19 protein-coding genes and 1 pseudogene are annotated in these 18,515 nt (G+C 69.2%); 9 read left to right on the plus strand and 11 right to left on the minus strand.

Annotated elements, in window-relative coordinates:
- Positions 1-76 precede the first annotated feature (76 nt).
- On the minus strand, positions 77-946 hold the full coding sequence (locus tag ACPYN7_RS07565; RefSeq protein ID WP_424347227.1) for a sugar phosphate isomerase/epimerase family protein: 870 nt from the start codon (positions 944-946) through the stop codon (positions 77-79).
- Between the two features lie 864 nt (positions 947-1,810).
- Here ACPYN7_RS07565 and ACPYN7_RS07570 point away from each other — a divergent pair.
- Complete coding sequence (locus ACPYN7_RS07570; protein WP_058874486.1) at positions 1,811-1,996, plus strand: hypothetical protein; 186 nt, start codon at positions 1,811-1,813, stop codon at positions 1,994-1,996.
- A 157-nt stretch (positions 1,997-2,153) separates the two neighbouring features.
- Here the strand turns inward: ACPYN7_RS07570 and ACPYN7_RS07575 are convergent, their stop codons facing one another.
- Complete coding sequence (locus tag ACPYN7_RS07575) at positions 2,154-3,152, minus strand: NAD(P)-dependent alcohol dehydrogenase (protein ID WP_424347228.1); 999 nt, start codon at positions 3,150-3,152, stop codon at positions 2,154-2,156.
- Positions 3,153-3,635: 483 nt separating this feature from the next.
- Positions 3,636-4,133 carry a DUF6326 family protein gene (locus ACPYN7_RS07580; RefSeq protein WP_424347229.1) on the minus strand — a complete coding sequence of 166 codons (498 nt, stop codon included), beginning with the start codon at positions 4,131-4,133 and terminating at the stop codon, positions 3,636-3,638.
- A 121-nt stretch (positions 4,134-4,254) separates the two neighbouring features.
- Between ACPYN7_RS07580 and ACPYN7_RS07585 the strand changes: the two genes are divergently transcribed.
- From ACPYN7_RS07585 to ACPYN7_RS07595, 3 genes are all read left to right on the plus strand, one after another.
- On the plus strand, positions 4,255-4,923 hold the full coding sequence (locus ACPYN7_RS07585) for a TetR/AcrR family transcriptional regulator C-terminal domain-containing protein (protein WP_058874489.1): 669 nt from the start codon (positions 4,255-4,257) through the stop codon (positions 4,921-4,923).
- Between the two features lie 17 nt (positions 4,924-4,940).
- Complete coding sequence (locus tag ACPYN7_RS07590; RefSeq protein ID WP_424347230.1) at positions 4,941-5,906, plus strand: NAD(P)-dependent alcohol dehydrogenase; 966 nt, start codon at positions 4,941-4,943, stop codon at positions 5,904-5,906.
- A gap of 270 nt (positions 5,907-6,176) precedes the next feature.
- Positions 6,177-7,655: a glutamine synthetase beta-grasp domain-containing protein gene (locus tag ACPYN7_RS07595; RefSeq protein WP_424347231.1), complete on the plus strand. Its 1,479-nt coding sequence runs from the start codon at positions 6,177-6,179 to the stop codon at positions 7,653-7,655.
- Positions 7,656-7,699: 44 nt separating this feature from the next.
- Here the strand turns inward: ACPYN7_RS07595 and ACPYN7_RS07600 are convergent, their stop codons facing one another.
- Complete coding sequence (locus tag ACPYN7_RS07600) at positions 7,700-8,200, minus strand: ArsI/CadI family heavy metal resistance metalloenzyme (protein WP_424347232.1); 501 nt, start codon at positions 8,198-8,200, stop codon at positions 7,700-7,702.
- Between the two features lie 99 nt (positions 8,201-8,299).
- On the opposite strand from ACPYN7_RS07600, the gene ACPYN7_RS07605 reads away from it, so the two are divergent.
- Positions 8,300-8,668 carry a metalloregulator ArsR/SmtB family transcription factor gene (locus tag ACPYN7_RS07605; protein ID WP_424347233.1) on the plus strand — a complete coding sequence of 123 codons (369 nt, stop codon included), beginning with the start codon at positions 8,300-8,302 and terminating at the stop codon, positions 8,666-8,668.
- Positions 8,669-8,838: 170 nt separating this feature from the next.
- On the opposite strand, the gene ACPYN7_RS07610 is transcribed toward ACPYN7_RS07605, so the two are convergent.
- From ACPYN7_RS07610 to arsB, 5 genes and pseudogenes are all read right to left on the minus strand, one after another.
- Positions 8,839-9,918, minus strand: a complete 1,080-nt coding sequence (locus ACPYN7_RS07610; RefSeq protein WP_424347234.1) for an ArsO family NAD(P)H-dependent flavin-containing monooxygenase — start codon at positions 9,916-9,918, stop codon at positions 8,839-8,841.
- 235 nt (positions 9,919-10,153) lie between these two features.
- Positions 10,154-10,423, minus strand: a pseudogene (locus ACPYN7_RS07615) (FAD-dependent oxidoreductase); the annotation flags it as partial.
- Between the two features lie 11 nt (positions 10,424-10,434).
- Positions 10,435-10,908, minus strand: coding sequence for an arsenate reductase ArsC (locus ACPYN7_RS07620; RefSeq protein WP_058874496.1), 474 nt, complete (start codon positions 10,906-10,908; stop codon positions 10,435-10,437).
- 59 nt (positions 10,909-10,967) lie between these two features.
- Positions 10,968-11,405: a low molecular weight phosphatase family protein gene (locus ACPYN7_RS07625; protein ID WP_082697116.1), complete on the minus strand. Its 438-nt coding sequence runs from the start codon at positions 11,403-11,405 to the stop codon at positions 10,968-10,970.
- A gap of 25 nt (positions 11,406-11,430) precedes the next feature.
- Positions 11,431-12,525 carry an ACR3 family arsenite efflux transporter gene (arsB, locus tag ACPYN7_RS07630; RefSeq protein WP_058874497.1) on the minus strand — a complete coding sequence of 365 codons (1,095 nt, stop codon included), beginning with the start codon at positions 12,523-12,525 and terminating at the stop codon, positions 11,431-11,433.
- Between the two features lie 85 nt (positions 12,526-12,610).
- Between arsB and ACPYN7_RS07635 the strand changes: the two genes are divergently transcribed.
- The 3 genes from ACPYN7_RS07635 to ACPYN7_RS07645 all read left to right on the plus strand — a co-directional run bounded on the left by ACPYN7_RS07635 (position 12,611) and on the right by ACPYN7_RS07645 (position 15,066).
- A complete protein-coding gene (locus ACPYN7_RS07635) occupies positions 12,611-12,982 on the plus strand; it encodes an ArsR/SmtB family transcription factor (protein ID WP_058874498.1) in 372 nt (123 codons plus the stop codon).
- 70 nt (positions 12,983-13,052) lie between these two features.
- Entirely contained in the window at positions 13,053-13,592 is a 540-nt protein-coding gene (locus ACPYN7_RS07640; protein ID WP_424347235.1) for a DinB family protein, read from the plus strand.
- Between the two features lie 292 nt (positions 13,593-13,884).
- A complete protein-coding gene (locus tag ACPYN7_RS07645) occupies positions 13,885-15,066 on the plus strand; it encodes an alpha/beta hydrolase family protein (protein WP_424347236.1) in 1,182 nt (393 codons plus the stop codon).
- Positions 15,067-15,218: 152 nt separating this feature from the next.
- Here the strand turns inward: ACPYN7_RS07645 and ACPYN7_RS07650 are convergent, their stop codons facing one another.
- Both ACPYN7_RS07650 and ACPYN7_RS07655 read right to left on the minus strand, forming a co-directional pair.
- On the minus strand, positions 15,219-15,701 hold the full coding sequence (locus ACPYN7_RS07650) for a hypothetical protein (protein ID WP_424347237.1): 483 nt from the start codon (positions 15,699-15,701) through the stop codon (positions 15,219-15,221).
- On the minus strand, positions 15,698-18,163 hold the full coding sequence (locus ACPYN7_RS07655) for a molybdopterin oxidoreductase family protein (protein ID WP_424347238.1): 2,466 nt from the start codon (positions 18,161-18,163) through the stop codon (positions 15,698-15,700). The genes ACPYN7_RS07650 and ACPYN7_RS07655 overlap by 4 nt, the downstream gene beginning before the upstream one ends.
- Before the next feature lie 184 nt (positions 18,164-18,347).
- Between ACPYN7_RS07655 and ACPYN7_RS07660 the strand changes: the two genes are divergently transcribed.
- Entirely contained in the window at positions 18,348-18,500 is a 153-nt protein-coding gene (locus ACPYN7_RS07660; RefSeq protein WP_424347239.1) for a hypothetical protein, read from the plus strand.
- Positions 18,501-18,515: the final 15 nt, after the last annotated feature.

Below are 18,515 nucleotides of genomic sequence, written 5' to 3' on the forward strand. Positions count from 1 at the left end.
CCCGCTGCTCTTGCTCGCCGTCACGCTCATCAACTTCCGCCGACTGCGTCAGGTAGAAGAGTTATGAGACCAGGTCTTAGGAGATCATGATGTCGAGCAGGTTGCGCATGGTGGTCGCAACCTTGAGGAAGTCGTGCTCGTTGGCCTTGTCGCTGAACATTTCCGAGCACCACCACCCGTCGTAGCCGGTCGATTTGATCGCGTCGATCCACTCCTGCAGCGGAATCGCGCCACCGCCGATGACAACGTTGCGGTGCACACTCTGATCCGGCACGTCGTTCACGCGATCGAGGTCGAGGCCGTCGGAGATGTGTGCGGCCTTGATGAGTTCCTTCGGTGTGGCGGCCACCTCCTCAAGGGTGTCGCCGGTGGTCCAGTAGTGCCAGGTGTCCAGGGCGATGCCGACGTTGGCTCGGCCGGCGCGCTCGATGATCTCGAGCGAGTGACGGTGCCGGTTGAGGTTCGACCAGGCGAGTGGCTCGAGGTAGAGGTCGAGTCCACGATCGGCTGCGATGTCGGCGGCCTCCCGCACATTGGATGCCGCGGCATCCAGTGCGTCGTTCTCGCTGAGGCCGATCGTGCCGCGGTAGCGCGGGTCGTGGGCGCTCAAGTGGCCTGCCTTGAAGTCCTTCACGACGTTCCAGTCGACCGGGCCCGTGCACAGCTGCACTATCGGTGCCCCGACCACCACGGCGATGTCGCACATGCGCGTGACCTCGGCGAGGAACCCGGCGCGCGCATCACCTTGCCGCTCGAGATTGAGCACGGCACCGAGCCCGGTGACCTCGATCCCCTCGAGCAGCGGGAGCAACGACTCAGCCGGATATCCCGCGTCGAGGTAACGGTAGAGCTTGGGACTCTGCAGCTCGATGCCGCCGAAGCCCGCCGCCTTGGCGACGGCGATGTCATTGACGACGTTGCCGTAGAAGGTCGTCGTCACGTTCATGGAAATCCTGGGCATCCCTACCTTCAGCATGTACTGACAATAGTACATTAAAGTGGTTTCCGTCACGTGGTGCGTGGACCCGAAGGAGCCGCGTCCGGGCGCCCGAGGGCAGGAAGCAGCCGGCCCCTATGGCACCTACGACGGTCAGCACGATCTGACAGCAGGGACTGCAGCACCGACAGGTGACGGGTGGAGTGTCGAGCCGTGAATGTCACAGCGGAAGGGACTGCCGCGCCATCACCGGCGAGGATCAGGGTTCGGTCGCCGCAGCTCAGCTTCAAGTTGTCGGGTGCTGTGGTGTGGTCCTCGGTCTGCCCTGGGTTCGTGCCGGCTTCTGAGATGGTGCACCCCGGGTCGAGGGTGACCGCGGTGGGCGTGACCTGGGAGGGGGTGGTCGGTCTGTCCTGGAGGAGCAGGTTGTCCTCGCACCCGGTGAGGCCCAGGGATGTGAGAGCGGCAACGGCGACGCTGAGGACACGGACTGATCGCTGCACAGCGGGGCTCCTTGGCGACTGGAGGATGCTCTCCCAGCGTCCGACCGGGGCGGTGCGGGGGGGGTCTATGGCCGCAAGCTGCCGGCGCTGGGCCGTCCGTGCGGACTGCGGTCATCGTGGTGGCGTCGGGCCGGGGTGGAGGGGGCAGGAACGCGGGCTCGACGGGTGTTCGTGCTTCTCACGCTGTCACCGACGGCCGAGGTGAGTGCTTCCGAAGGTACGGTGCCCGGACAGGGCGGACAGCCGGGGAAATTCCTGGTGAGGATGATGAGGTTCCTGTCTCCACCAGGAATTCGCACGCTGAAGCAGACGGCTCAGAGCCGCCCCGGAGGCCGATGCTAGTCTTCACGAACGCAACGGAAGTGATGTCATGCACACCAAGGTTCGAGTCGCAGCGATCGTCGTTCTCCTCCTCGCGCTGGGCCTGTTCGCCGTGACTGAGTGGATGCCGGCCTTGCTGTTCCTGCCTGCGGCAGGAGGTGCGCTGCTGGTGAACGAGCTCGGAATGCTCACGCCCGGACGGTCCGGCAGCGACAGGAACCGTCCCCGCGGCTGACGGCGCGATCGGTGTTCCACATCCGGGTGGTCATGCTGTTGTCAGCCCCGGTTGGTTCTCATTGCTTCGGAGATGGTGTGGGCTCGCCGGTCCAGGACTTGCCGCACGAGGGTCAGGGCGGGCGGTCGAGTCCAACGGGTCCTTCGTTCACGTGCGCTCAGACCGTGATGACCACCTTGCCCCGCACCTGACCCGACTCGAGTCGGGTGATCGCCTCGGCGGCGCGCTCGAGCGGGAACACCTTGTCGACGACGGGCACGACCTCGCCCGCATCGATGCGCCGCGTCAGCTCGGCGAGGTCGCCGCCGTTCCTCCTGGCAGCCAGCGGACGCAGCCGCTGCGACACGAACAACGACATGGTCGATGCGCGGATGATGCGACCGACCGGGCCGAACACCTTCCCTCCCTTTCCGGCTGCGACCAAGAGCGTTCCGTGCCGGGTGAGTGAGCGACGCAACCGTCCGAGGGGGTGGTCGGCGACGAGGTCGAAGATCACGGCGTAGCGACCTCCGCCGGCGGTGAAGTCCTCGCTGGTGTGGTCGATGACGTGGTCGGCGCCGATCGCACGCACGTGGTCGGCCTTCGCGGCGCGACAGACACCCGTCACCTCGGCGCCCATCGCCTTCGCGAGCTGCACGGCGAATCCGCCGACGCCGCCGGAGGCGCCGTTCACGAGCACGTGCTGCCCGGGAGCAACGCCTGCCAGCCTGAGTCCTTGGAGCGCGGTGGTCCCCGAGACCGGCACGGCCGAGGCGTGAACGGCGTCCACGGTCGTCGGGCGCAGCGCGACGAACCGTTCCTGCACCGCGGCGAACTCCGCGTACCCGCCCTGGTTCGACTCCGCGTACACCGCGTCGCCGACGCGGAAGCGGGTCACCTGCGCACCGACCGCCGCGACTACGCCCGCGACGTCCCGGCCGATGGTCGGTTGCCTGGGCCGCCGGAGCCCGAATGCGAGGCGGACCATCCGTGGCTCGCCATGCATCAACAGGATGTCGCCGGCGCTGACCCCGACTGCGCCCAACCGGATGAGCACCTCGTCGTCGCCGGTCACCGGCGTCTCGACCTCGGCGAGCGAGAGCACCTCGGTCCCGCCGTATCGCAGTTGGGTGATGGCCCTCATCGTTTTGCGCGGATGCTGAGTGCGTGTGTTCATGGCGTTCTCCAGTCTCGGTCGGTTCAGGGGCATCGCCGGAGGGTTCCAGGGTGCAGTCCCGGTCAAGAGCGAGCTGTGACCGACGCCCTCTGCCGCCGCACCGTGTGCACGATGACGACCGGGAGCGGCGCGACCAGGACGATCGCCTTGGCGCCGAGGACCGGGATCCGGGCCGGGACTGCCGCGAACGTGGAGCGGATCATGGTGGCGTATTCGCCGGTGATGGACAGGCCGCCCAGGACGGCGATGGCCGGCGTGCCCGTCGTGGCGGGTCGGTGCGGCGGACGACGACGTTGCCGCGCTGGGGGCCGGTGTCGACGATGCGGGGGCTCTGCGTGCGCGTCCGATGACCTGACCTGCCGGTGGGGGCCTTGGAAGGCCCCCACGCGACGTCTCAGTGGTAGTCGGTGTCCCACTGCCAGGAGGCCCGCTCCGCGGCACCGAAGCAGATGGCTCCGAACAGGACGGGAACCGTTCTTGGGTTCACGCTTGCTGCTGGATGCGAGCGGCTTCACGGTCCGGGTTGGCCGGCATGGTCGCCGGCGACGCGGTGCGGGGCCAGGTCCAGGCGGAGCGCAGGATGAAGGCCAGGAGCAGCACCTCGATGGTGATGTGGAAGCCGTAGTAGAAGGCCCAGTCCCAGGACGTCCCGACCGCGTTGAACACCGTGACGGGGATGTAGAGCGATGCCACGACGAGGTTCGTGGCGCGGTTCGCACGGGCGGGCAGCGTCATGGAGAGCATCACCATCAGGGCCGGGATCCCGATGACCACGACGAAGACGGTCATCAACGTCGGGGTGATGCCGAACTCGAAGATGCCGCCACCTCGGATCTGGTCGATGGCGCCGGGCTGGTAGAGGTGGAAGTAGTCGATGTAGATGTAGAAGAACATCAAGCTGGTCCATGCCGCCGCGAGCTTGGCCTGCACCGGGATCCGCAGGTTCTCCAGCGTGGTGGTGCGTTGACGTGTTCTCATCATGGGCTCCGTTGTGGTGGTGAGGATCGCCAGGTCCTCGGGTTTCGTCGAACAAGCGACTTACGCCTGTAAGGGCGTAATCACGAGTTTAGACTTACAGGCGTAAGTGCGCAAGGATGGGAAAATGACGCGACGCACACCATTGAGCAGGGAGAGGATCATCGACGCCGCCGCCGCGGTCGCCGACCGCGCGGGTGTCGCCGCCGTGAGCATGCGCAGTGTCGCGAAGGCGCTCGGCGTCGAGGCGATGTCGCTCTACCATCACGTCCCCAGCAAGGAGGCGCTGCTCGACGACCTCGCCGACTGGGTGTTCGAGAGGATCGAACTGCCCCAGGTCGGCGCGACCTGGCGGGAGGCGCTGACCGGCCGGGCACGATCGGCACGGTCGGTGCTCACCGCTCATCCGTGGGCGCTCGGGATGATGGAGTCGCGCCCCAACCCCGGCCCAGCGCTGCTGCAGCACCACGACCGTCTCCTCGGCGTGCTGATGGCCGAGGGCTTCAGCGCCGCGCTCGCAACACACGCGTTCTCCGCGATCGACGCCTACGTGTACGGGTTCGCGCTGACCTGGACGAGCCTGCCGTTCGAACCGGGGGACGGCGCCGAGGAGGCGTTCGCCGTCAAGGTCGGGGCGTCGGCGGAGCTGTATCCGCACATTGCGCGCTCGCGTGCCGAGCTGCTGGGCGATGGCGTCTACGCGTTCGCGGACGAGTTCGACTACGGGTTGGAGCTGCTGCTGGAGAGCCTGGAGCGTCGGGTCGCCGACGAGAGCCCCACGCTTCGTGGGCGTTAGCGCATGGTCGTGCGGGCATGAGAGCGATCGTCCATGACCGCTACGGCTCGCCCGATGTTCTGCGGCTCGCCGACATCGCCACGCCGACGCCGGGAAGAGGCCAGGTGCTCGTGCGGGTGATCGCGACCTCGGTCAATCTGAGCGATTGGGAGGGGCTGCACGGGGCGCCCGCCTATGCCCGACTCGGCGGCCTGTTCGGACCCGCCCGCCGCACGCTCGGTTCGGACATCGCGGGAGTGGTCCAGGCAGTGGGCGCAGGGGTCACGCTGCTCCGGCCCGGTGACAATGTCTACGGCGACAATCTCACGCTGAAAGGCGGCTTCGCGGAGTACGCCGTGGCGCCCGAGCACGCTCTCGCGCTCAAGCCGGCCGGACTGTCGTTCGCCGAGGCGTCGACACTGCCGCAGTCGGGGGCGATCGCGGTGCAAGCAGTTGCGCGCGCGAAGCCCGGTGAGCGGATGCTGATCAACGGCGCCGGCGGAGGAACGGGGGCGTTCGCGCTCCAGCTCGCCGCTGCTTCCGGCATCCATGTCACCGGCGTCGACAACGCCGGCAAGCTCGACTTCATGCGATCCCTGGGGGCCGCCGAGGTCATCGACTACCGCAGCGACGACTTCACGCGCACCGGTCCGTACGACCTCATCATCGACCTCGCCGCCCGGCGGTCGGTGTTCGCGTATCGCCGTGCGCTCGCCCCCGGTGGCACCTACCTGATCGTCGGCGGGACGACGCGCGCCCTGCTGCGGGTGGTGACGGTAGGCACACTGATCGGCACGATGACGGGTCGGCGGCTGGGGGTTCTCGCCGTCAAGCCGGGTCCGGCGCACTTCTCGCCTCTTGCCGACCGATGCATCGCGGGAGACGTCCGTATCCACATCGACCGCGTGTTCCCACTCGAGCAGGTGCCCGAAGCGCTCGCCTACGTCGGTGGAGGCCACGCGCTCGGCAAAGTGGTGGTCGAGGCGCGGGCGGGTGCCGACTGAAGACCGCGCGAACCTATGAGCGGATCGATCCCGACGCCTCGAGGAGCAGGGCGACCACGACCGTCGCGGCCACGTAGAGCCACACATGCTGGACACGAAATCTCGCCCCGACCCCGGCTGCCCTGTGGGCCAGGTCGGTCGAGTCCGGCCACATCCGGGGTGTCACCAGTTCGGCACGCGGCCAGCATCTTTTCCCGGACCGGTCGCTCTCGGTAGGGCCTTGGCATCTGGACGCTGGTGGAACGCACTGTGGCGCTGGTAGAACGGAGCATGGCCATCGACGCCTTCGAACCCCATCCGATCGTCCGCCTGCTCGGCAAGCCCTCCGCCGACTTCACCGGCGGGGACCTCGTGCGGGCGACCGAACAGCTGGGGCTGCACCAGGTGAACCTGCGCTACGTCGGCGGCGACGGGCGCCTGAAGACCCTGGCCTTCCCCATCAATTCGCGCGAGCACCTCATCGAGGTGCTGACGCGGGGCGAGCGTGTGGACGGCTCGAGTGTCTTCGCCGGCACCGATACCGACAACAGCGACGTCTACATCGTTCCGCGGCACCGCACCGCCTTCCTCAACCCCTTGGGGGCGCGGTGCTCGCTCGACGTGCTGTGTTCGTTCTACGACGAGCTCGGCAAGCCGCTGTCCTACGCGCGCGAGCAGGTGGTGCGCCGCGCGGCCGAGGTGCTGACGCAGGAGACCGGCATGACGCTGGAGGCCTTCGGCGAGCTGGAGTACTACCTCGTCGGCGGGCCCGAGCGGATCTATCCCGTCGAGGAGGAGCGCGGCTATCAGGAGTCGGCGCCCTTCTCGAAGGGCCAGCGGGTCCGGGAACAGGTGCTGGGTCACCTCTGCGCCATGGGGGTGCCGGTGAAGTACGCCCACGGCGAGGTCGGCAACATCCTCGAGGACGACCGGCAGCTGGTGCAGCACGAGATCGAGCTCCAACCCGTGCCCTTGGAGCAGGCGGCCGACAACCTCGTCCTGGCGAAGTGGGTGGTGCGCGAGGTCGCCCACGCCCACGGTCTCGAGGCGACCTTCGCTCCCTCGGTGAGCGGCAAGGGCGCAGGAAACGGCCTGCACATCCACAGCCGGCTGGTGCGCCACGGCGTCAGCACCATCGTCGGCAAGGAGGGGATCAACGACACCGGGCGTCGGCTGATCGCCGGCTATCTCTCGGCGGCCAGGGCGCTGACCGCGTTCGGCAACACGGTCCCCACGTCCTACCTGCGATTCACCGACGGTGCGGAGTCGCCCGAGAGCATCTGCTGGGGTGAGCAGAACCGCACCGGTCTCGTCCGGGTCCCCCTGGCGTGGGGTGGGGACGTGCTGGCCGGAATGGTCGCCCACGCCAATCCCGGCAGCGCCGAGCCCGTCCCCGAACCCGCCACGCACCCGCAGACCGTCGAGTTCCGGCTCGCCGACGGCTCGGCCGACGTGCACCTGCTCCTGGCCGGCATGGCCGTCGCGGCGAAGCATGGGCTGAACGATCCCGGGAGCGTGGAGCTGGCCGAGCGGCTCAGCGCCGCCGACCACGATGACTTCGAGCACCTGCCCAGCTCGTGCGCGGAGTCGGCCGACATGCTCGAGGCCGAGCGCGAGATCTTCGAGGCCGACGGCGTCTTCCCCGGTGCGCTCATCGACGCCTTGCTTGTGGGCTTGCGCGACACCGACGACGCCACGCCGGTCGGGGAGCTCGCAGAAGACGTGGCTGCTCGGAAGGAGCTCATTCGCCGTCACTGGCACGTCGGCTGAACTCGGCCGGCCTTCGGGTGAAGGCGGCTCGCCCCTGGGGCGCCTCAGCAGCAGCTGGGCTGCTCGGTGGTCTGCTCGCCGACGTCGGCCGGGGCGGACCGGTCGTCGGTGGTGCAGCAGGTGCCGTCGCCGGCCACGTCGGACTGCTCGGGATCGGTCTTGCCTTCCAGGTCGGGGCGGGCATCGGCTTTGACGGTGTAGACCTCCCAGGGTTCCTGGCCGGGGCCGGTGACCCAGACCTTGTCCTGGACGGCGTAGCAGCAGGTGGTCTGCTCTTCGGGGCGGGTTGCCAGCCCCGCGTCGGCCAGGCGGGCGGCGGCGACGTTGACGATCTCGGTGGACTCGACCTCCACCCCGAGGTGGTCCATCCGGGTGTCCTCCCCGGGTTCGCCCTCGAGGAGGACGAGCTTGAGGGCGGGTTCGGTGATGGCGAAGTTGGCGTAGCCGGGCCGGCGCTTGGCCGGGGCTGTGTTGAACAGGGTCGAGTAGAACGCGATGGAGGCCTCGAGGTCGGCGACGCGCAGGGCGAGCTGGACTCTGGACATGACGGGTTCCTTTCCGGAAGAGACGACCCACCATCGGATATAGATCGTCGTCGATGTCTCGATGTTGCCACCGGCATCGAAGGAGGTCAATATAGATGTATGTCTATTTCCGGTGACCATTCCTCGGTGGCACCGACCGCCCTGGCGTGCTGCGCCCCGCTGGCCCGGGAACCGCTGGGCAGGGGACAGGCGGAGGGAATCGCCGCGCTGTTGAAGGCTCTGGCGGATCCGGTGCGGCTGCAGCTGCTGTCGATGGTGCTGGCCCACCCCGGTGGGGAGGCGTGTGTGTGCGACCTGCTGCCGGGGTTCGAGCTGTCCCAGCCCACGATCAGCCACCACCTGAAGGTCCTGCACGAGGCGGGGGTGCTGGAGCGGGACAAGCGTGGGGTGTGGGTGTACTACCGCGCCCACCCGGCGGCGCTGGAGGCCCTGGGGACGTTGTTCGCCCCCGCGGCGGCCACCGCATGAGCGGCACACCCCCATTCGCGGACCGTGCGGTGCGGCCGGCGGGTCGGCGCCTGGGGCCGATGAGCCACGGGCCCCAGGCGGGACAGTGGCGCGACGTGAGCCTGCTCGAGCGGCGCAGCGACACTGTCGGCACCTGAACCCGGCCCCGTCGCTCGGCGGGCATGCCGGGGTCAGGGGGTCGGGATGGGCGCCGGGGTGGCCAGCTGGCGTTGGAGGGCGGCGGCGGTGGCCTTGGCGGTGGGGCCGACCCCGATGAGGGTGGCTGAGCCGGGCCCGGTCCAGTCCCCGTAGCCCACCAGGTACAGCCCCGGAACCTGTGCCGAGGCGGTCCCGTCGGTGCGGATCGTCCCGTCGGCCTCACGCACGTGCAGGGGCCGCAGATGGCGCAGGGCGGGGCGGAACCCGGTGCACCAGATCACCGCGTCCACGTCCTGTTCCCGTCCGTCGGCCCAGGCGATCCCGGTGGAGGTGAAGCGGTCGAACATCGGTTCCGGGTGCAGCAGCCCGGCGTCCCGGGCGCGCTTGACCGGGGGCACCACGACGATGTTGCCCAGGGCCGCCACCCCGCCCGGGTCCGGGAGCCCGGCGGCCAGGGCCCGGGATCGTTCGGTGGCCACGCGGAAGAGCTCCCGGCCGTCGACCTCGTCAGGCAACCAGTGCGGCTCGCCCTTGAGGCACCAGGTCAGGTCCGCGACCTCGGCGATCTCGGCGGCGATCTGGGCCCCGGAGTTCGCCCCGCCCACCACGACCACGCGCTCTCCCGCATACGCTGCCGGGCCACCGTAGTGGGCGCTGTGCACCTGGGTCCCGGTGAACGCTCGTTGGCCGGGGACGGTGGGCCAGAAGGGCTGGGACCAGGTGCCGGTGGCACTGACCACCGCCCGGGCGGACCAGGTGCCTTCGATGGTTCGCAGGCGGAAGCCGTCGTCGTCACGGTGCACAGCGCTCACGTGGACCGGCCGGCGGACCGGCAGGTCGTAGCGGTCCTCGTAGTCGGTGAGGTAGTCGATGACATGGGCCGCATCCGGGTTGTCCGCCCCGGTGGAAGGCATGAGCCGGCCGGGGAGGGAGGAGTAGGAGGCGGGGGAGAAAAGGCGCAGCGAGGGCCAGGTGTGCCGCCAGGCCCCGCCCGGGGTGTGCTGGTCGTCGAGGATCACGAAGGACAGGTCCGTGCGGCGGCGCAGGTACCAGCCCACCGCCAACCCGGCCTGACCGCCGCCGATGATCACGACGTCCAGCTGATGCTCCATGATGCTCAGTCTCCCATTCCGTCGCTCTCCATGCGGGTCTGGCCCCGCCTCAATGGACGGGGGCGGCCCCGATGGTGACGGGCTGGGGCCCGGAGCAGCAGGCATCGGCAGGCTCTTTCGTGGCATCCGGGGCGCAGCAGCCCTGCTCCGCGGCACCCGGGGCCGGGAGGTCGCAGGAGCCGCCCAGGTCGGTGGAGCACACCCCGGTCTCCGGCAGCACGAGCTGCACGTCGTCGGCCGCGGTGCGGTCCCCGGCCAGGGCGGCGGCGCATCCGGTGCCGGCGGCTGTGATGGCGTGGCGGTTGCGGTGGTCCACCGCGTCCCCGCAGGAGAAGACCCCGAGCAGGTTGGTGACGGTGGTGGGGGAGTCCACCGTGATGCAGCCCTCGCCGTCCAGCTTCAGCTGGTCCTTGACGAGTTCGGTGCGCGGGGTGTGGCCGATGACCACGAACACCCCGGCGGCCAGTTGGCGAGAGGCCCCGGTGGTGGTGTCCGTGGTCATGACCGTTCCCGTCCTTACTGGGTGGCGGTGGTGTCGTCGGCGGGCAGCAGCTCGGAGATCAGCGCCTGGATGCGGGCCTTGATCTCGTCGCGGATGGGCCGCACGGACTCCACGCCCTTGCCGGCAGGGTCCTCCAGCTTCCAGTCCTCGTAGCGCTTGCCCGGGTAGAACGGGCAAGCGTCCCCGCAGCCCATGGTGATCACCACGTCGGAGTCCTGCACCGCCTCGTCGGTGAGGATCTTCGGGGTCTGGGCGCTCATGTCGATGCCCTCCTCGGCCATGGCCTCCACGGCGGCCGGGTTCACCGCGTCGGCCGGGGCGGAGCCGGCCGAGCGCACCTCGATGCGCCCGCCGGAGAGGTGGGTGAGGTAGGCGGCGGCCATCTGGGACCGGCCGGCGTTGTGCACGCACACGAACAGGACGGAGGGCTTGTCCGTGGTCTCGGCCGGGGTCGTGGAGGTGGTCTCGGGGGTGGTCTCAGCACTCATCGGGATCGTCCGTTCTGTCGCAACGAAAAGAGGGGGGAGGGGAGGGGGAGGGGCGGCGCTCAGGAGGGGCTGCCGTCGGTGAGCTCGGTGAGCAGTTGCTGCACCCGGGTGTCGATGTCGTCGCGGACCAGGCGCATCCGCTCCGCGCCCTCGATCCCGCGTTCCGACGGCTCGTCGGTGTGCCAGGTCTCGATGGTGCCGGTCATGCCTTCGACCGGCTCGACCTTCGCCTCGTCACCGAGCACGACGACGCGGTCCACGGATCGCAGCAGCTCCGGGTCGATCGGCGTGGGGTGTCCTCGCGACATGTCGGCACCGAGCTCGGCGACGACCTCGGCGGACAGGGCGTTGATGTTGGTACCCGGTGTGGTGCCGGCGGAGTGGACCTCCACGGCACCTGCGGCGCGCTCGTCCATGAGGGCGGCGGCCATCTGGGACTTGCCGCCGTTCTTGGCGCAGACGAACAGAACGGAGGGCTTGGTGGTCTCGGTGCTCAACTGGTGCTCCTGGAAGGTCGCGGGGTCAGCGGGTGGGGACGGTGTGGTCACCGGGGAAGAGCTTCCGCCCGGCCCACAGGGACACGTAGACCAGCGCGACCAGGACGGGGACCTCGATGAGCGGGCCGACCACCCCGGCCAGGGCCTGGCCGGAGGTGACCCCGAAGGTGCCGATGGCCACGGCGATGGCGAGCTCGAAGTTGTTTCCGGCGGCGGTGAAGGCCACGGTCGTGGACCTCGCGTAGTTCAGGCCCAGGGCGCGGGAGGCGAGCAGGCCGATGCCGAACATGAGGAAGAAGTACACCAGCAGCGGCCAGGCGATGCGCACCACGTCCCAGGGGTTGGAGGTGATCGCGTCCCCCTGCAGGGCGAAGAGCAGCACGATGGTGAACAGCAGCCCGTACAGGGCCCAGGGGCCGAGCTTGGGCAGGAACGTGCCCTCGTACCAGTCGCGGCCCTTGGCCTTCTCGCCGAGGGTGCGGGTGAGGAACCCGGCGACCAGCGGGATCCCGAGGAACACGAGCACGGAGACGACGATGGACCACACGGAGAACTCCGCGGAGGTGGTGGGCAGGCCCAGCCAGGACGGGAGGACCTGGAGGTAGAACCAGCCCAGGGCGCCGAAGGCGATGACCTGGAACACCGAGTTGATCGCGACCAGCACGGCGGCCGCTTCCCGGTCGCCGCAGGCCAGATCATTCCAGATCAGGACCATGGCGATGCAGCGGGCGAGGCCCACGATGATCAGCCCGGTGCGGTACTCGGGCAGGTCGGGGAGGAAGATCCAGGCCAGGGCGAACATCAGCGCGGGCCCGACGATCCAGTTCAGCACCAGCGAGGCCCCCATGAGGCGGCGGTCGCCGGCCACGCGGTGGGTCTCGTCGTAGCGGACCTTGGCCAGGACGGGGTACATCATCACCAGCAGCCCGATCGCGATGGGCAGTGACACCTCGCCGATCTTCACGGCCTCCAGGGCGGTGTTCAGCCCTGGGACGAAGCGGCCCAGCAGCAGCCCGGCGACCATGGCGGCGATGATCCAGGCGGGCAGCCAGCGGTCGAGGAAGGACAGGTCCTTCATCACCCCCTGGTGGGCGGCGGGGGCGGTGGTGGTGGTGCTCATGATCAGGGGCAGCCCTTCGTATCGACGACGATCTATCGGAAACACTAGGGGGTCACATCGATATTGGTCAATGTAGGATGGGGTGATGACTCTCGCACCGGACCTCCATGCCGCCGCCGATCAGTGCGCTCCCAGCACCACGGGCACGGAGTGCTGCTCGCTGTCGAGCGGGCCCATGGCCGCCGATGACGCCCAGCGGATCGCCGGCCGGCTCAAGGCCCTGTCCGACCCGACCCGCCTGCGGCTGCTCTCGCACGTGGCGGCGCAGGGGTGCGGTGCGGTCTGCGTGTGCGACCTGACCGCGGTGGTGGACATCAGCCAGCCCACCGTGAGCCACCACATGAAGAAGCTCGTCGACGCCGGGCTGCTCACCCGGGAGCAGCGGGGCAAGTGGGCCCACTACTCCGTGGTGCCCGAAGCCTTCGCCGAGCTCCGCTCCTTCCTCGACCTGCGCTGACGCGCCGGCGCCGGACTCCTCGAGCCCGGGCTCTGTCTCATCCAGCACACCGCACGAGGGGATGACCACCATGAGCAGCGATACCTCGTCCACCCGTCAGGAGATCCACGACGAGCTCGAACGGGTCCGGGCGGACTTCCACGCCCTCGTAGCCGCAGCGACGCCGGCGGAGCTGTGCCGGCCGTCGTCGGGCACCCGCTGGACCAACGGTCAGCTGCTGTTCCACATGTTCTTCGGCTATCTGATCGTCCGGCGCCTGCTGCCGCTGGTGCGCCTCATGGGTCGTCTCCCCGAGCCGGTCAGCCGCACCTTCGCCCGGGTGCTGGAGGCGGGCACCCGTCCCTTCCACCTCATCAACTACCAGAGCGACCGTGGGGCCGCGCGGATGATCCACGGTCCGCGGCTCATCCGGTGGTTCGACCGCACCCTCGACGCCCTGCAGGCCCAGCTCGAGGCCGAGCCCGCGGCCGTCCTGGCCCGCGGGATGCACATGCCGGTCTCCTGGGACCCGTACTTCCGCGACTGGATGAGCCTGACCGAGATCTACCACTACGGCACCCAGCACTACGACCACCACCGACAGCAGCTGATCCTCGGCCGGCCATCGTGAAGAGGTCACCTCACGAGCTCGGCACGACGGTGGAGATGGTCTCGTCGGCGTCCTGCGTTCTGGGCGGGATCGCCGGTTCAGGATCGACCACGCTGACGTCGAGGGGACCATGAGCAAGGGGTGAACGAGAATTCCATCCCCGCCGCTCCGCATGCGGCCGGCCACCGGTCACCTCCTGTGAGGGCGACGGTTCAGCAGAGCATTCCTGCCGGGAGCAAATCGGCGGGGTGAGGCGGGTCGCTGGTGCACAGAGAGTCTCGAGCGCCTGCCACGCCAGGCGTACGCTGGCGGTGTGGGCAATCCTGAGCTCGTTGCCCTGCCGGTGGGATTCGAACGTTTTCACCGACGGGACTTCATCAACTATCAACTGAACCGGGCCCATGCACTGGGCTTCGCCGACCGCCGGGAGCTGTTCGACGCCGCGGCGCGCCTGGGGTCGATGGACGACTGTGTTCCCGTGTTCGAGAGCCTCTCGAGCCGGGCCGCCGCCGAGGGCCGGTACCGGCACGCGACAGGTTATGCGCGGATCGCGGAGTTCTTCACGCCGCCGCGGACGGTGCAGAAGGCGGATCGCTATCGCCGGTACCTCGAGCTCTTCGACGCCGCGTTCACTGATGCTCCCATCGTCCGTCACGAGGTGCCCTATGCCGGAGCGGCGCTGCCGGTCTATGCGCTTCCGGCGGGCGGATCGGCGACGGGTGGCACCGTGCTGCTGCACGGTGGATTCGACTCCTTGATCGAGGAGTTCTTCCCCGTCTGGCAGCGGGTCGCAGCTGCTGGCTTCGACGTGATCGCCTTCGAGGGGCCGGGACAAGGCGGCGCGCGGACGGTGCACGGGCTCACCGTCGACCACGACTGGGAAAAGCCGGTCGCGGCGGTGCTGGACCACTTCCGGCTCGACCGGGCCGCTTTGGTCGGCATCTCGATGGGCGGGTACTGGGCGCTGCGTGCGGCCGGGCGCGAGTCCCGCATCCACGGTGTCGTGGCCTGGCCGCCGGTCTACGACTGGTTGCACAGGCTTCCACCGGTGCTGCGTGCCCCGGTCCGCACCATGGTGCGGCACCGGCGCTTCATGCGCTGGAGCGTGCGCACCCGTGCTCGGTTGTCGCCGACCCTGCGTGCCGTGGTCGACCAGGTGCTGTACATGCTCGACAGCGACGACCCGGCCGATGTCGCCGAGTGGTTCCTGGGCATGAACGCCGGACACCTGGACAGCGGGCGGGTGCACCAGGACGTCCTGCTGATGTGCGGGGAGCACGACGCCTTCCAGCCGCCGGCACTGGCACGTGCCCAGGCTCAGGCGCTCACGGGCGCCCACAGTCTCACGACGCGCGTGTTCACCCGAGCGGAGCAGGCCGATCAGCACTGCCAGATGGGCAACCTCGAGCTCGCCTGCCAGGTGCTCACCGACTGGTTGCGCATCGCCGAGTCGAACGTGCACGTGTCCGAGCCGCGACTCGATCCGTCTGCATAGCGCATCGACACCACATCGTGGACACAGCCCCGACCAGGGGCGTTCGTGGCCTGGGACGGGTGACCGCGCCGGCCGGCGGCCGGCCCTGTCCAGCGAGGTGGCCGCCACGATGGCCACGGTGGGCCCGACGTGAGCCGGAGGAACAGATGCAGTCAGCTGATGAGGATCTGCGTGGAGTTGACCTTGAGCATGGCGTTGGCCCAGCGGAGCTGGCGCAGGGTGTCGGGGTGGCAGCGCTGGGTGACGTCGAGCAGGTCGTGGTGCTTGATGCCCTGGGCGGCCTGCGCGAGCATCTCCCAATCGGCCGAGACCCCGGAGGCCATGGTGTAGACCTCCCGCAGGTCGACCAGCATCAGCAGCGCGGCGTGACTGCGCCGGCCGATGAGCTCGCTGCCCTTCTCCCGCAGCTTCTCCGTGAGGCCGTGCTCGCCTTCGGGTTCCGGGTCGAGGTCCTGGTCGTAGTGCCGGCCGATCTCGGCGATCTCCCGGACGTGGTGCTGGGACCAGCGGGCGAGGTCGCGGGCCAGGTGGTAGATCTCGTGGTCGACCTTGTGGCGTTCGGAGACGTGCAGCAGCTTCTGGGCCAGGTCGTTCTCGGAGCGGTGGAGTTCGTGCAGGACCAGGCCGATCTTCATCGCAGTGCCTCCGCGGTGGTGTCGTGGACATTCTCGTCGGCTGCTGCCGACGGGCTGCCGGTGGTGCGGTACCCGACGTCGGCCACCGGGGCCGAGGCCGTGGTGGTCGGGGCCCGGGAGGGGCCCTTGGCCGCGGCGATCTTGGTGATCCTGGCGGCGGCGGTCTTGAAGATCGGCTGCTTGGAGGCCGCGTCCCAGTCGGTGATGGTCAGCTCGTTGGCCGCCCGCCCGGCCTTGCCGGGCTCGTGTCCTTTCTTGGTGTCCCAGTACCCGTAGTGGAAGGGCAGGAACAGCACCCCGGTGCGGATCTCGGTGATCCGCGCCTTGGCCTGCACTGATCCCCTCGGCGTGGTGATCTCGGTCAGGTCGCCCTCGCTGATCCCGGTGGCGGCGGCGTCACCGGCGGAGAGCTCCACCCACACTTCCGGGGCGGCGTCCTGCAGCTGCGGAGCGCGGGCGGTCTTGGTGCGGGTGTGGAAGTGGTAGAGGGTGCGCCCGGTGATCAGCTGCAACGGGAACTCCTGACTGGGCATCTCGTGGGGCGGCAGGTACTGGGCGGCCTTGAGGATCGCCTTGCCCGACGGGTTCAGCGCCTTGTACTCGGCCGGCTCCAGCGGCGCGCCGGTGACCAGGTCCCGGCCGTAGCTCTCGCAGTACTCCGGGTCGGACCAGAAGGCCCCGTCGACGTAGATGCGCTCGGTGCCGTCGGGGTGCTCGTCGTTGCAGGGCCACTGGATGCCGGAGCCACCGCGCAGCTTGTCGTAGCTGAGGCCGGTGTAGTCGCATGGCCGGCCACGGGTGCACTCCTTCCAGGCCTCGAAGGCCGATTCGGGGTCGTGCCACTTGATCAGCGGTTCCCCGTCCTTGTCCTTCAGGCCGAGGCGGTGGGCGTAGTCGAGGAAGATGTCGAGATCCGGTTTCGCCTCCCCGGGCGGGTCGACGGCCTTCTCGGACAGGTGCACGGTGCGGTCCACGTTGGTGAAGGTCCCGGTCTTCTCGCCCCAGGTAGCGGCCGGCAGCACCACGTCGGCCAGCTGGGCCGTCTCGGACAGGAAGATGTCCTGGACCACCAGGAACAGGCGCTTCTGCTGCAGGATCGAACGAATCCGGGCCAGTTCCGGCAAGGACACGGCAGGGTTGGTGCCGCTGACCCAGAGCATGCGGATGGAGCCGTCCTCGACGTAGCGCATCATCTGCATCACGTGGGTGGGCGGGGAGTAGTGCGGGATCTGGAACGGTTCGACGTTCCACACCTTGGCGAGATCGGCGACGTGGGCGTCGTTGGACCAGTTGCGGAATGCGGGGAGGTCGCCGTCGCCGCCGCATTCGCGAGTGTTCTGGGCAGTGGGCTGACCGTTCATCTGCAGGATCCCGCAACCGGGTCTGCCGAGCATGCCGCGGATGATGTTGACGTTGTTCACCTGCACCGCTGCGGCGGTGGCCTGGTGGGACTGGTAGAAGCCCTGCAGCACGGTGGACAGCAACCGCTGGGCACCGCCGATGATGCGGGCGGCTTCCCGGATCTGCTCGGCGGGGACGTCGCAGATCGTGGCCACGGCTTCCGGGGTGTACTCCTGCACCCTCTTCTCGAGTTCGGCGAAGCCCACGGCGTGGGCGTCGATGTAGTCGTGGTCGACCCAGTCGTGGGTGATGATCTCGTGCAGCAGCCCGTTCATCAGGGCGACGTTGGTGCCCGGGCGCGGGGCCAGGTGCACGGTGGCGTGCCGGGCGACCGGGGTGGGCCGGGGGTCCACGCAGATGACCTGCGGTGGATTGGGCCCGGCCAGGCGGTCCAGCACGCGCATCCACAGCACGGACTGGGTTTCGGCCATGTTGTGCCCGTACAGGGCGATGACGTCGGCGTGATCGATGTCGGTGTAGGAACCGGGCTGGCCGTCGGAGGCGAAGGACTCCTTCAGCGCGGCGGCGGCGGTGGCAGTGCACAGCCGGGTGTTGCCGTCCACGTGGTTGGTGCCCAGTCCGCCGTGGGCGAGGACGCCCAGGGTGTAGTACTCCTCGGCGAAGAGCTGGCCGGTGGTGTAGAAGCCGATCGCGCTGGCGCCCTGTTCCTCCAGCAGGTCCTGGGTGCGTCCCACGATCCGGTCCATGGCGGTGTCCCAGTCGGTCTCCACGAGCTTGCCGCCCCGTCGGATCAACGGCCTGGTCAACCGGTCGGGGGAGGCGTTGGCCTGCCACCCGTAGAGATCTTTCACGCCCAGGCGCCCGTGGTTGACCCGGTCCACGGCCCGGCCCCGGACCCCGGCGATCTTTCCGTCCTTGATTCCGATGTCGAGGGCGTCGCCGTTGGAGTGCAGGATCGAGGCGGTCTGCACCCATCGGTCCATGTCCTCGGGGCCCAGACCCTCGGCCAGGTGCGTGTCGACCCGCACCGGCCAGTCCTCCCCGGCGGCGTAGGGGGTTCGGGCGCCCCACGGTTCAGCGATCCGGTCCTTGCTCGTCATCGAGACCCCTCCGGTCCTGCCTCGGCCTGCTCCGGCACGGTGTCCGCGCCCGGACTGCTCCGACTCTACGCACGGCCCACGAAGGCCAACAAGGGTGCTGACAAGAAGGGCAGAGCGGAGTGGCGGCATCGGCAATGGCCTCGTCCCCGGCACCTGCGCGCAGAACGGCTCGGTCACCGAGGCGGTGATCCCCACTGTCCCGGCCACTGTGATCCTGCGGGGGCACCGGTTCGGCCTTCTCGCGACCACCGTGCTGGCCGGCTGGGGCGTCTACCGTCTCGTCGTCGAGGAGGTCGACGACGGGGGAGCAGCCCCGTCGGGCAGGACGACCGGGTGATCCCACGCGCCGGGT

It is taken from the genome of Kocuria sp. CH-021 (genome assembly GCF_049716185.1).
In the GTDB taxonomy this organism is placed as follows: Bacteria; Actinomycetota; Actinomycetes; order Actinomycetales; family Micrococcaceae; genus Kocuria; species Kocuria cellulosilytica.

Excerpts from the sequence above, each read along its gene's own strand:
- ACPYN7_RS07565 (WP_424347227.1), bottom strand. The coding sequence starts at position 946 with ATGAACGTGACGACGACCTTCTACGGCAACGTCGTCAATGACATCGCC.
- ACPYN7_RS07570 (WP_058874486.1), top strand. The coding sequence starts at position 1,811 with ATGCACACCAAGGTTCGAGTCGCAGCGATCGTCGTTCTCCTCCTCGCG.
- ACPYN7_RS07575 (WP_424347228.1), bottom strand. The coding sequence starts at position 3,152 with ATGAACACACGCACTCAGCATCCGCGCAAAACGATGAGGGCCATCACC.
- ACPYN7_RS07580 (WP_424347229.1), bottom strand. The coding sequence starts at position 4,133 with ATGATGAGAACACGTCAACGCACCACCACGCTGGAGAACCTGCGGATC.
- ACPYN7_RS07585 (WP_058874489.1), top strand. The coding sequence starts at position 4,255 with ATGACGCGACGCACACCATTGAGCAGGGAGAGGATCATCGACGCCGCC.
- ACPYN7_RS07590 (WP_424347230.1), top strand. The coding sequence starts at position 4,941 with ATGAGAGCGATCGTCCATGACCGCTACGGCTCGCCCGATGTTCTGCGG.
- ACPYN7_RS07595 (WP_424347231.1), top strand. The coding sequence starts at position 6,177 with ATGGCCATCGACGCCTTCGAACCCCATCCGATCGTCCGCCTGCTCGGC.
- ACPYN7_RS07600 (WP_424347232.1), bottom strand. The coding sequence starts at position 8,200 with ATGTCCAGAGTCCAGCTCGCCCTGCGCGTCGCCGACCTCGAGGCCTCC.
- ACPYN7_RS07605 (WP_424347233.1), top strand. The coding sequence starts at position 8,300 with ATGTCTATTTCCGGTGACCATTCCTCGGTGGCACCGACCGCCCTGGCG.
- ACPYN7_RS07610 (WP_424347234.1), bottom strand. The coding sequence starts at position 9,918 with ATGGAGCATCAGCTGGACGTCGTGATCATCGGCGGCGGTCAGGCCGGG.
- ACPYN7_RS07620 (WP_058874496.1), bottom strand. The coding sequence starts at position 10,908 with ATGAGTGCTGAGACCACCCCCGAGACCACCTCCACGACCCCGGCCGAG.
- arsB (WP_058874497.1), bottom strand. The coding sequence starts at position 12,525 with ATGAGCACCACCACCACCGCCCCCGCCGCCCACCAGGGGGTGATGAAG.
- ACPYN7_RS07635 (WP_058874498.1), top strand. The coding sequence starts at position 12,611 with ATGACTCTCGCACCGGACCTCCATGCCGCCGCCGATCAGTGCGCTCCC.
- ACPYN7_RS07640 (WP_424347235.1), top strand. The coding sequence starts at position 13,053 with ATGAGCAGCGATACCTCGTCCACCCGTCAGGAGATCCACGACGAGCTC.
- ACPYN7_RS07650 (WP_424347237.1), bottom strand. The coding sequence starts at position 15,701 with ATGAAGATCGGCCTGGTCCTGCACGAACTCCACCGCTCCGAGAACGAC.
- ACPYN7_RS07655 (WP_424347238.1), bottom strand. The coding sequence starts at position 18,163 with ATGACGAGCAAGGACCGGATCGCTGAACCGTGGGGCGCCCGAACCCCC.